Genomic DNA, 13,517 nt, shown 5'->3' with positions numbered 1-13,517 from the left:
AAAAATCTTGCTCTTTTTATTTTATGGGTTTAGGTTAACTAAACTGCGATTTGGGCATAATTAAGGCCTTTTACATCTTTCATCCTTTTTCTTTAGGCAAAATCTGCTATCTTCACGTTTTGCTTAATTTGCTATATGGTTAAATATTTTTTAGTACTGTTGTTAGCATCCGGCGTTACAATGGCGAACGCGCAGGATAATAATCCCAACTTAAATATCATCCCGGCACCGATGTTGGTTAAAAAAACGGCGGGGACATTCTCATTAAGTATGGAAACGGTTATCCAGGCCGATACCCCTTCTAACAAAACCAGCGCTTTACTGGCATCATACATCACTACCAATTGGGGTTACCACAAAATAAGCGTTACTAATAATTCGATCACCAATAATGTGGTAAAGTTAACTTCGGTTGGTGCCGATGCTTTGCCTACAGATGGCTATCACATTAGTGTTACCCCAACGGCCGTTACCATTACGGGTAAAGGAGCTGGGCTTTTTTATGGGATACAAACCTTAATGCAAATTATGCCTACCGAAAAGGCCGGCACAGCAAAAATACCTTGTGTGGAGATTGATGATTATCCGCGCTTTGGGTACCGTGGGTTGCACCTGGATGTGGCAAGGCATTTTTTCCCGGTCAATTTTGTTAAACGATACATTGACCTGATGGCTACTTATAAACTCAATACCTTTCACTGGCACTTAACTGATGACCAGGGTTGGAGAATTGAGATCAAAAAATACCCTAAACTAACCGAAGTTGGCAGTAAACGCGCCCGTACCATGATTGGTAATTATCATGATTTTTATCCAAATCAATATGATAATACGCCTTATGGCGGATATTACACACAGGAAGAGATCAAAGATGTTGTTAAATACGCCGCCGAGCGTTTCATTACCATAGTACCCGAAATTGATATACCCGGCCACTCGGAAGCCGCTGTTACGGCCTATCCGGAATTAAGCTGCGATCCGAAAAACCCAAACCTTAAGGTTGCAGAAACCTGGGGTGGTTTCCCTAATATTTTATGTCCGACTGATTACACGTTTAATTTTATGCAGGATGTGTTGACCGAGGTAATGGCTTTGTTCCCAAGTAAATATATTCATATTGGTGGTGATGAGGTTGATAAGGGTGCATGGCGTAAATCGGCCTTTTGCCAAAAGCTGATCAAAAAATTAAAGCTGAAGAACGAGGAAGGCTTGCAAAGTTATTTTATCCAACGCATTGAAAAATTTGTAAACAGCAAGGGCCGCAACATAATTGGCTGGGACGAAATACTGCAAGGTGGTTTAGCACCTAACGCCACCGTAATGAGCTGGACGGGTGAATCTGGTGGTATAACGGCAGCGCAGCAACATCACAACGTAGTTATGACACCGGGTGGCTTTGTTTACTTTGACCATGCACAAGGTAACAGCTACATGGAGCCTTTAAGCATTGGTGGTTATTTGCCATTAGCTAAGGTTTACAATTACAACCCAACTCCGGCGGTTTTAACTGCCGACGAGCAAAAGTATATTATGGGGGTGCAGGCCAACATATGGACAGAATATATTGCCACCGAAGAGAAGGTTGAATACATGCTGCTTCCGCGATTGCTGGCTTTGTCGGAAATTGGATGGACCCCGGTTGCCAATAAGAACTATGCTGATTTTGCCGGGGTGCGTGTACCGGTTCATTTAGGGAAATTAGATGCCGAAGGTTTTAATTACCGCGTTGCATCAACAGTTGGTGTTTCGGATACGATAATGACGGGGAATACCTTCAGGTTTGAATTAAAGAGCCCTGTAGCCGGTGCCAAAATCTATTATACCATTGATGGTTATACACCACGCGAAACTGACCTGGAATATAAATTGCCACTGAATATTTTAGTGCCCGATAGCTCAAGCCGTGTGCTGCAAACTATTGTGATCACCCCATCGGGCAAACGGAGCGCGGTTACACATACGGTGATGAACAATTTTCCACCATCGCCAGCCGTTAATTACACAGGTACAGCGGCAGGCTTGAAGTTTAAGGTTTACCCAGGCAGGTTTAGCGGTACCGACCAGATTGATGGCGCTAACTATGTAGATAGCGGTATAACCAAAAACTTTGGTACGGCTGCTTTCCGCAAAAATAACCGCGCGTTTGGGGTTATTTATGACGGATATATTAAAGTAGATGATGATGGTAAATATGTTTTCTCGACAGCATCGGCAGATGGATCTACTTTGTTGATAGATGACAACGTTGTGGTTGATAATGATGGTAAACATAGCTTATTTGAACATGCAGGTGATATTTTGCTGCAAAAAGGCTATCATAAAATAACGGTTAAATACTTTTATGTGGGTGCGGCAAATACGCTACGTGTTTATATGACGGCACCCGGAAAACCAAAAGCAGAGTTGTCGCCTGATGTTGTCTTTAACTAATTAAGGTTTAAATTATGTTCCGCAGATACTCTTATGTAGCTCTTATAGTTTGTTGTTTAGCCATTGCCGCTTGTACACAAAATGAAAAACAAAGTGCACCTGTGGCTAATAGCCTGGGAAAGGCTGAATTGATGGCACCTTTCCGTTATCATAAAATGATAGAAAGTTCGCCGGGTAAATATTTTGATGTGTTTGGATGGGGCAGGGGGAAAGACTCATCGGGAGCATACATGATACTGCATTCCGATTCTACGGGTAAACAATACAGCAATACGAGCGGCGATCTGGAAGGCTCGATTATCGATATCTTTAATACCGATATGAATATGGATGGTAACCCCGAAATATTGATAGAGGCCAAAGCGAAGGATACCACAAATCATATCAACATTTACGCCTATGAGTTTCGAGGAGCAAAATCAAATAAGTTAAACTTTCCGAAACTTACTGATAAAACCAAAAAAACTTATCGTGGTGATGATAAGATTTACATTAAAGATGGTAGCCTGATCCGCGAGTTTCCAACGTATGATGGGAGCGGTAAGGACGCCAAACCAACCGGGCAAAAAAAGATATTACAATATGCCTTGCGCGATGGTGAATTTAGTGTGAAGGATATTAGTCCGGAGGATACTACATCGGTTAAAAAGGCTGCTGTAAAAAACATTGATAAAAAAGCAGAAGTTAAAGCTGATAAGCCTAATTCATCTAAAAAGAAATCGACTAAAACTAAGAAGAAGCATAAAGAAGAAACTCATTCTAAAAAGAAAAAGCATAGACACAGAAACTAACTACGATTAGATTCTCTTAATCTGTAAAATCTGGCAATAGCTACTTATGCCTTCATTTAGCTGGTACAGCCACAGCCAGCGAACTTTTTACGCTATTTGTTTAAAAAGAGTAAAATCAATAATTATAAATGATTTTAAGAAAACTTGACCACGATTTAAGGAGGAGTGATTTGGCCGAAGCCAAAGAATTGGTTTATGATGTGTTGGGCTATGACTGTGCTGACCTGTTAATGGAAACAGAGAGTGTGGAGTATGGCGCGTGTATATTTAAGCTCAATGGCTTATCGGTAAAATTTAGGGTAGCTAAAATAACGCCAACTAAAACCGGGCAATTTGTTACGATATGGAAGCGGGAGCAAGGTGGACCAATTAAGCCGTTTGACGAATCAGACGAGATAGACCTGATCATTATCAGCACCCGCAAAGAGAACTATTTTGGACAATTTATATTTCCGAAAGCGGTATTGCTGAGGCATGGTATTATTTCAAATAAGCATGTTGGTGGTAAACGGGGGATAAGGGTATATCCGCCATGGGATGTGACTACAAGCGCGCAGGCGAAAAAAACTCAGCAATGGCAGTTGAAATATTTTTTAGAAATACCTTTTGATAAACCATTAAATGAGGGTATAGTGAGAAAACTTTTGGGATAATTATTTAACCTTAACAAAAAGAGTCCAGAGATATTATCTCCGGACTCTTTCACTCTTTTAGTTATTGATTACTGTGTAGCCCACCATACCGGTATACCCAACGCAACATATTTAGCATTCGGATTGGTATCTGATTCTATTTGTGGAGTTGGAAGCCTTTGCGGGATGTAAGGTGTTATAGCACCTGCAGAAGCTGGCCTGACAGTTAATACAGGTATGCCTGTACGCCTGGTATCGTTATAAGATTCGATCTGGCCAAACATAGCCTTCCATTTCTCAGTCATAATATTTGTTAAGGTAGCGGTAGGTTTAGTGTAGGTAGCAATTGACGAACCATCATTAGTACCTTTAGTAACATAAGCAACTGAACCCTTTATACCTGCATTTAGGTCGGCTGAAGGGTCTTGAACACCTCCAATTCTAAGCTTTGCCTCTGCGGCCAAAAAATTGGCTTCGTATGATGTAACCAATGGATATGGTTGGTCAACATCAAAATAAGTTCCAATTACTGATGCATCCGGATTAACCACTTCTTGTGTAATATCGGCACCTGTATAGGCGTTGCTTGCGTCAACAGCAAAGTAATAAGGTAAACGCGGATCATTCTTGGCTTTCAAAGCATCAACAAAAAATTTATTGGCAACCATGTTACCCGCACGCTGATTTTGATAAGCACCCCATTGGTTTTGGGCATTGCTTACACCGGGGTGCGGGTTTACCAAATTATCACCGGGGCTGGTTATACCTTTAGCTAAATAGGTTAACACATTGTTTGCAGATTGTGGGTCTTTGATGCTTACACGGTTAGCATACCTTGCTTTTAATGTCCAGGCAGCCTTAGTCCATTTAGCCGGATCGCCAGAATAATATAAGTCATCATCTCCCGGAATATTAATATTGGCTGATGGTGGTTTTGCCAAATTAGCGATTCCATTATCTAATAAAGTCTGGATAGATGCAATAACCTGTTGTTGCGAGTCATAAGGAGCAACAAAAACGCCATTTTGGCCTCCAAATGCCTGTGAGTATGGAACATCGCCCCATAAATCAGTAGCTACACCTAAATTGATTGCCATGATAATTTGAGCTATACCGGTATAATATGGATTATTTGTGGAGTATTTATCTATCATGATCTTGGCGTTCTGCATGGTATTGGCATATAGGCCTACCCAATGGTTATTATAATCGCTGATTTGCAAGTTATAATTTTGCAGGGTTTGATACTGACCGGTTGCACCTGCCATTTGCTCACTCAATATTGAAGCAACGCGTGCCAGGTCCCCTTCGGTGTTTTGAATAGTATTAACTTCAAGTGAGGTTAATAAAACCTGTGGAGTTATAGTTAAGGGTGAATTTGGGCTCGTATATAAAACGTCGCCCTTTTTACAAGCGGTTACTAAAAGCAACGCCAGTAAGAGAATATATTTTTTACTTTTCATTTTAATAATGTTTAAAGAATTACAAACCAATTTTAAGTGATACCGATTCTGATTTGGTACCCGGGTTATTATAGTAATCATAACCGATGGCGTTTGCTGTTGAACCAGTTAAGCCGGTTTCCGGATCTACACCTTTGTATGGGGTTGATAAGAATATGTTTCTTAAGGCTACACCAACTTCAACATACTGCATCCACTTGATGCTTTTGTTGGTAGTAAACCTGTAAGCCAGATTTACAGAACGTAACCTGATCCATGAACCCGATTGCATTGCTAACTCATTGGTTTGGCCACCACCACCTAAGTAATTGGTAATGTATGATGTTCCGCTTATTGCCTTGGTATTTGGCTGACCTGCATTAGGCCCGCTGGCAACAACGCCCGGTATCACATAAGTTTGATTTCTTGCTTCTGATTCGGCCGACTTTCCTCTGAAGTTTAAGTTCTGCCAGGTTCCGTTCCATAGTGTACCGCCTTTTCTGAAATCCCAAAGGAAAGAAAGTGATAAACCTTTAAAATGGAATTCGTTGGTTACGTTACCAATCCAATCCGGGTTAGGATTACCCAACTGGCTTTGAGTTGTTGCTATAACAGGTAAGCCGGTATTAGGATCGATCATTACATTATTGTTAGCATCACGCTCGAATGCGTAACCATACAAAGCGCCAAACGGTTTTCCAACAATAGCGTATGATTGTGGCTCAGAGAAGAAGTTACCCACAGCAAACTGCTCAACTCCTGGTGCAAGCTTTTGCACAACGTTTGTGTTTTTAGACCAATTAAGGATAATATCCCATGAAAAATTCTTTGTTTTAACTGGTGTTCCGTTCAAACTAACTTCAATACCTTTGTTTCTGATCTGGGCAATATTATGGAAATAATACTGGAAACCTGAACTTGGGGATACAGGTTGAGGAATTAACAGATCATGCGATGTTTGCTGATAAAGAGTAAGATCCAAGCCAATACGGCTCTCTAAAAATTTCATTTCTAAACCGGCCTCTAAACCTTCATTTCTTTCTGGCTTTAAATCTGCTGCCGGTATTTGGGCACCTATAGCATAACCATTATGGCCTACACCACTGGCATCAGGATAAGGGAAACTTAAACCATTAGTATAACCGTCACCAATTGTTGGAACTGTATAATAGCCTTTGTTTTGATAAGGTAATGGGCCAATACCTACGTTTGAATACGCGAATCTCACTTTACCGTAGGTTATTACTTTTTGCTCTTTTAAAAGGCTTGAAAACACGTAAGCTATATCCGCCTTAGGATAAAAGAAAGGTTTTGAATCCTGGCCAAAAGTAGATGATGATTCTTCTCTACCCGTTAAGGTTAAAAACAGCTGGCTTTTGTAGTCTAACGTCACATCAGCAAAAGCAGCTTTACTGTTTTGATAAGATGACGAGTTACTTACGTAAAGCTCAGATGCTCCTCCAAAGTTGTAGAAACCAGGGATAGCTAAACCTCTCCCACGCTCAAATGAACTCCCGGTTTGCGTATAGTTTATATTAGCACCTATTAAACCGCTTAAGGTGAACGCATTATTTGCGCCGAATGATTTATTGAATTTTAATAATAAATCTGAATACAGATTACGGAAGTCGACATTAGTTCTGTTAACCTGGCCGGTACCATCAGACGCATCGTTACCTCTTGATGATATCGCATAATCTTTTTCATTAGTGGTGTGGTAGTTATCAATACCAACTTTTAATGATAAAGTAAATATTTTACTCAATTTTGCATCAGCATAAGCATTGCCAACTGTACGGTTAGTTTCTTCTGTAAATGGATTGTATTGTGCTGAGAAGAAAGGGTTATCGTACGAACCAAAATAGCTGTGTTGTGTACCATCCGGATTAATGTAGTTCCGTCCGTCAAACTCTACGGGCATCCTCAGCAAAGCAAGCATTACACCCGATAGATCTGAACCACCAGATGGTGATTGGCTGTTTGAATTGGTAAAGTTAACTGTTCCGCCAACGGTGATTGCGCTGCTAAGCTTGCTATCGGCAGTTAACCTCATATTATACCGGTTATAATTTGAGTAAGGGATAATACCATTTATATTAGCCGACCCAACAGACATACGGAAAGTAGTTTTATCACCACCGCCTGTAATAGATACGTTATTGGTATAGGTAGTTCCGGTTTTAAAAAAATTATCAATGTTATTAAATGTAGGGGTACCTGCCGCTATTAAATCCTTACCAAAACTATTGGCTGTACCACTTGAAAACGTACCACCAGATCCCTGCCCATAACGGTATTGCAATTTGGGTAATTTGCTTACTTCATCAAACTGCACATCACTGCTAAAAGTGACACCAAGCCCCTGGCCTGATTTGCCCCTTTTTGTGGTATAAATAATAGCACCGTTACCTGCATTTTGGCCGTATAAAGCTGCTGCTGATGGGCCCTTAAGTATAGTAACCGACTCGATATCGTCAGGATTAATGTCTAAAGCCCTGTTTGAAAGCTGAGGACCAGCCAACCTGTTATCGTAAGGATTATCTCCCGCGTTGATATAATTTACATTGTTATCAATAGGCACACCGTCCACTACGATTAATGGCTGGTTATCACGGTTAAAAGTTGCAGGTCCACGCAGTATTACTTTTGCAGATGCACCTGGCGTACCGCTGGAAGATACAACCTGAACGCCACTTGCTTTTGCAGCCAAACCTTCAATAATATTGGCCTCACCTGATTTTACAAGATCATCGCCTTTTACCGTGGATACTGAATAACCAATTGATTTTTCACTTTTCCTGATACCTAAGGCCGTTACTACAACTTCGCCCAACTGTTTACTGTCAATAGTTAATACCGCATCAACAGTGTTTGATTGGCCAACCGGTATTTCAAGTTTGCCGTACCCGAGAAATGAGAAGACGAGAATACTACCAGATTCTGGTACACTAATGGAATATTTACCATCTGCCCCGGTTGCGGTACCCTGGGTTGCACCTTTTAATTTAACGCCAACACCGGGAATGGGGCCACCATCCTCCTTGGCTGTAACCGTACCGGTTATGGTGCGGTTTTGTGCAAATATCTGTGTTGAGTACAACAGAAAGCACAAACTTGCTAATAGAAGTTTTTTCATTTTGTAGATAAATTAGATCAGTTAATAGTTAATTTATCATAAAAATAAGATTAAGCCATTGATACTTTCATTAAAACGGAATTAAAATCCGGATATCATAAAAAAACTAACTAATTAGTATGTGTTCTGTTTTAGTACTATTTATTACCCATTACCATTTAAAACAAACATACATGCATTGAATTATAGTGGAAATTAGAGCAATGGATATATTACTACGCTCCTTCTTTTGTGCTAATTATACATGGTTACCGGAACAGTTGTTTGGAGCGAGGTTTCGGTTATTGGGATCCATTGTATTGGTGGCCCTCCAAATAGCGAGGGTGGGAAGTACTACTTTACAAAAAAGCCTCCGATTTTATCGGAGGCTTCATATTTCTAATTAAGAATTATCTGTTTTTGATGTCCTCGTAATCGCGGGTGGTAGCGCCTACATAAATTTGGCGTGGGCGACCGATAGGCTCTTTGTTTTCTTTTAACTCTTTCCATTGCGCTATCCATCCCGGTAAACGGCCCAAAGCGAATAACACGGTGAACATTTCGGTAGGGAAGCCCAGGGCACGGTAAATAATACCCGAGTAAAAATCAACGTTTGGATATAGTTTGCGTTCAACAAAGTATGGATCTTTTAAAGCTACTTCTTCTAAGCGTTTAGCAATTTCCAGTACTTCGTCGTCGATACCTAATTTTTCTAAAATATCATCGCATGCTTTTTTGATGATCTTGGCGCGCGGGTCGAAGTTTTTGTATACACGGTGACCAAAGCCCATTAAACGGAAAGGGTCATTTTTATCTTTTGCTTTCGCTATCCATTTATCAGTATCGCCGCCATCGTTTTTGATCTGCTCAAGCATTTCAATAACGGCTTGGTTGGCGCCACCATGCAGCGGGCCCCATAGGGCAGATATACCCGCGGTGATTGATGAATATAAATTAGAATCGGATGAGCCTACGATACGTACGGTAGAGGTGGAGCAATTTTGTTCGTGATCGGCATGTAGAATTAACAACACGTTCATGGCTTCAACTACAACCGGGTCAATGGTAACCTCTTCGGTACGCTGGCCAAAGGTCATATACATAAAGTTGGTTACATAATCAAACCTATTTTGAGGGTATATAACTGGATGGCCTAATGATTTTTTATAGATCCATGATACAATGGTGGTCATTTTAGCCATCAGTTTAATGATGGTCAGATCGATCTCCTCCTTAGTTTGAACCGTATTTAATGATTCGGGATAGAAGGCAGATAGCGAGCTAATTAAGCCTGTTAACTGGCCCATTGGATGAGATCTTGATGGGTAACCATCAAAAAACTTTTTCATATCCTCGTGGATGAGGGTATGGTGGTTGATCTTGGCCTGGAAATCTTTGATCTGATCGGCAGTTGGTAACTCACCGTATATCAGTAAATAAGCAACTTCTAAAAACGAAGATTTTTTGGCCAGTTGTTCAATAGGATAACCACGATATTTTAAGATACCTGCTTCGCCATCAAGAAATGTGATAGCGCTTTTGGTGGCACCGGTGTTTTTGTAGCCGATATCTAAGGTAACATATCCCGTAAGATCGCGAAGCTTTGAAATATCAATTGCTTTTTCGTCTTCGGTACCCTCAATAACAGGGAAGTCATAAGTTTTATCTCCGATTTTTAGTTGTATTATTTCTGACATGGAAAATTGGTTGTTATTGGCAAATGTAAATAAATCTGCGTACTTTTATTAATTAGAATTGCTTGGAAATGTAAATTTTTAGTTTCCCTTTACTAACGAACAAGTATAACTAATATTTGCCAAATATATCCCCGAATAAAGCATGTTTTTGAGTTTACAACGAGTATTGAAGGCTGCTAACGATAAAGACTATTACCGTTTGTTTTTTGTTATCATCTGCCTGTTAAATATTGTATTCCACTTTTTATACCTTACGTATGCCTCGCTGTCTTTTGACCCGCTATCTTTAAGATTATTTAGCAGCCTTTGTTTTTTAGTAACGTTCGCGCTATCGTTTTTTGAATGGGGTAATGTTTTTAAAGTGACACTTTATTTTACAGCAATAATTTTTTTAACCATCAACAATTGCTATTTGCTGGGGAGTAACAACTATATCAGTGAGTACTTTTTGGGTTCGCTGATAGGTTTATTGCTGATAAGCTTTGTATGTACCAGGCTTACTGAACTGGTAGCCTTAGTGGGTTTAAATATTGTCGCTTTTGTTGTTGCCCTGTATTTTATCAAAACCCCGGTTGAAGATATACCGGTAATGCTGGTAGCTGTGATCGTGTTTTCGGCACTAACTGTAGTGATATTTTTGTTGAGGCGCTCTTTTATTGTAAAATATCTTAACATTAAAGGCGATGTTATAGAGCAAAAAGATATCCTGGTAAAAACTAACAAAACATTAGATCATAATATTTCGAAACTACAAGGCTTAACCGCGGGCAATACCAATTTGGTTATTGAGTTTAATGCCGATAAAACTATAGTTAATGTATGGTACCCGCTTGATGACGCAATATCTGCCAGGGTAGAGGCCTTAAAAGGCAGAACAATTAACGATCTGCCGGTTTCGGGTTTGTTAAATATGCTTAAAACAGCGATAAAAACCCTCAAACCAGCCGAATTTGAGTTTCAATCGTTATTTGGTAATGATGTTTGGTATAAAGGTATTGTTGCGCCGGTTTTTACCGACGAGCTGCGCTTTACCGGTGGAGCCACGTTTACTGCGATTGATATTACCGATACCAAACGTATAGCCAATGCCTTAAAAGAAAGTGAGCTTGTATTATTTAACGAGCAGATAGTAGCTAAAATGGGCAGCTGGTGGACGGATGCTAGCGGACGGGATATTGTATGGTCGAATAATTTATTCAGTATATTGGAAGTTTCGGAGATATCGCCTGAACGTTCAAAATTAAGCTATTATATCAGCCTAATACACCCTGAAGATAAAGAGAGCGCCCAGCACTACTTTACAAGTTTGGCCGATAATCCTTTAATAGAGTTTGAGCACCGATTAATTACCCCTAAAGGCAACCTTAAGTATTTTAAGGTGGTTAGCGGTTATCCCGTTAAGGATGAAAACGGGAAGATGATGAAGGTGGCGGGTATTGTGCAGGATGTTACTGAAAGCAGACTGGCAAGTAAAACCATCAAGAAAAATCAATCGGAATTGGTTGAGGTGCAGGCTATAGCTAAAATTGGCGGCTGGAAATGGGATGTGCTGCTCAACAACCTGATATGGAGCGAAGAGATATACAATATTTACGAGCTGGATAAAGATGTAGTTAGGCACGAAGATCATTTTAAACTACTGTTATCATTTGTTCACCCGGATGACAGGCCAATGGTTGCCAGTATTTTTAAAGATCATTTAAAAATTAAACAGCCTTTTATAGAGTACCGGATTATAACAGCTGGTGGTAAAGTAAAATACCTCAGTTTAATTGTAGGTAAAGCGCTTAAAAACGATGGTAGTATTAAAAGTATTATAGGTACGTTACAAGACCTGACAGACCGTAAAAAGATTGAGTTTGATTATGAACGGGCTGAAAATAAATACAAAAACGTACTCGAAACCATAAACCTGGCAGCAGTAACGCTTAATAAGGCTGGGGAGATAGTTTTTTGCAACAAGCATTTGGCTGATATTGTTGGGTATGATAAGGCCGACCTTTTTGGAATGAACTGGATAGACCTGTTTGTTATAGATAAGCAGAAAGAGCAGTTTAGGGCATGGTTAGAGAGCAATAGTTTTTACGCCCAACATACCAGCCCAATTAATTGTAAGAACGGTAAACAGCGTGTTATTAGTTGGAAAAATACGGTTACGCTTGATGAGTTTGGCCAGATTGTAGAAACCACAAGCATTGGCGAGGATATTACTGATATTAAAAAGGCCCGCGAGGCCTTGATCATAGCGAAAGAGAGCGCCGAAAAATCGTCGAGGTTTAAATCGGAGTTCTTATCTATTATGAGCCATGAGATACGTACGCCTATGAACGCGGTTATTGGTAATACCAATTTGTTATTGCAGGATAACCCGGCGCCACGGCAGTTGGAGTATTTGCATAACCTGCGTTTTTCGAGCAATAATTTGTTGGAACTGATCAACGATATTCTGGATTACAACAAAATAGAGGCGGGTAAACTGGAATTGTATAAAACACCATTCAACATTAATAAAATGGTGCAGAATATTTTGCAATCGTTTAAAGCTAAAACCGATGATACGGGTTCAACCCTGGTTTTGAAGATAGATAGCAAGATACCTCATAACTTAATTGGCGATCAGTTGCGTTTGGGGCAGGTATTGAATAACCTGTTGAGTAACGCGGTTAAGTTTACTCAAAATGGTACGGTATCATTAATATTAGATGTTGTTGAAGATAAATCGGACAAATTAACCATCAGGTTTGCTATAGCTGATACTGGTATTGGTATAGCGCAAGAGAATATTGATAAGATATTTGATCCGTTTACGCAGGAATACCACTCAACGCAAAGTGATTATGGCGGTACGGGTTTAGGGTTGGCTATAACCAAACGTTTAGTAGAATTACATAATAGCAGCATTAACCTAAGCAGCGTAGTAGGGAAGGGAACTGAGTTTAGTTTCTCTATTCTGTTTGAAAAGGCGGAGGTTGATGAACCCGAAGAGTTGGTACCATCGCCGGTCAAGTTGTTGGAAACGCATGTAAAAGGCATGAATATTTTGCTGGTTGATGATAATAAGATGAACTTGCTGATAGCCAATAAGTTTTTGAAAAACTGGCAAGCCAACGTAACGCAAGCCGTTAACGGGCAACTTGCCGTTGAGCAGGCTATGCTGCATAATTTTGATGTTATTATTATGGACCTGCAAATGCCGGTGATGGACGGTTTTGAGGCAGCGGCCAAAATAAAGCAAACCCAGCCAGACTTGCCTATCATCGCGCTTAGCGCTGATGCAATGCCAGAAACACGGATGAAGGCGGCACAGCATGGTATGGACGATTATTTAACCAAGCCCTTTGTACCCGAAGTTTTGTTTGAAAAAATTGTTAAATATTACAAACCCCGGGTACCGGTAGATAAATGGTAAT

The 13,517-nt window shown here is 40.2% G+C and carries 7 protein-coding genes; 4 read left to right on the top strand and 3 right to left on the bottom strand.

Features of this window, described 5'->3' with window-relative positions; translation table 11 throughout:
* Nucleotides 1-135: 135 nt before the first annotated feature.
* From ABIN91_RS15985 to ABIN91_RS15975, 3 genes are all read left to right on the top strand, one after another.
* Nucleotides 136-2,430 (top strand): family 20 glycosylhydrolase, encoded by a 2,295-nt coding sequence (locus tag ABIN91_RS15985; protein WP_348052229.1) that lies wholly within the window; start codon nt 136-138, stop codon nt 2,428-2,430.
* A 14-nt stretch (nt 2,431-2,444) separates the two neighbouring features.
* Entirely contained in the window at nt 2,445-3,221 is a 777-nt protein-coding gene (locus tag ABIN91_RS15980) for a hypothetical protein (RefSeq protein ID WP_348052228.1), read from the top strand.
* A gap of 128 nt (nt 3,222-3,349) precedes the next feature.
* Nucleotides 3,350-3,874, top strand: a complete 525-nt coding sequence (locus ABIN91_RS15975) for a MepB family protein (RefSeq protein ID WP_348052227.1) — start codon at nt 3,350-3,352, stop codon at nt 3,872-3,874.
* A gap of 68 nt (nt 3,875-3,942) precedes the next feature.
* Here ABIN91_RS15975 and ABIN91_RS15970 read toward each other — a convergent pair whose 3' ends face one another.
* The 3 genes from ABIN91_RS15970 to ABIN91_RS15960 form a co-directional block, all read right to left on the bottom strand.
* Nucleotides 3,943-5,316, bottom strand: coding sequence for a SusD/RagB family nutrient-binding outer membrane lipoprotein (locus ABIN91_RS15970; RefSeq protein WP_348052226.1), 1,374 nt, complete (start codon nt 5,314-5,316; stop codon nt 3,943-3,945).
* Between the two features lie 19 nt (nt 5,317-5,335).
* Nucleotides 5,336-8,431 (bottom strand): SusC/RagA family TonB-linked outer membrane protein, encoded by a 3,096-nt coding sequence (locus ABIN91_RS15965; RefSeq protein WP_348052225.1) that lies wholly within the window; start codon nt 8,429-8,431, stop codon nt 5,336-5,338.
* A gap of 389 nt (nt 8,432-8,820) precedes the next feature.
* Nucleotides 8,821-10,107, bottom strand: a complete 1,287-nt coding sequence (locus ABIN91_RS15960) for a citrate synthase (protein ID WP_348052224.1) — start codon at nt 10,105-10,107, stop codon at nt 8,821-8,823.
* A gap of 148 nt (nt 10,108-10,255) precedes the next feature.
* Between ABIN91_RS15960 and ABIN91_RS15955 the strand changes: the two genes are divergently transcribed.
* A complete protein-coding gene (locus ABIN91_RS15955; protein WP_348052223.1) occupies nt 10,256-13,516 on the top strand; it encodes a PAS domain S-box protein in 3,261 nt (1,086 codons plus the stop codon).
* The last annotated feature ends 1 nt before the right edge of the window (nt 13,517 follow it).

Source organism: Mucilaginibacter sp., from assembly GCF_039921305.1.
Taxonomy (GTDB): domain Bacteria; phylum Bacteroidota; class Bacteroidia; order Sphingobacteriales; family Sphingobacteriaceae; genus Mucilaginibacter.
This window is presented reverse-complemented; position numbering and strand designations above follow the sequence as displayed.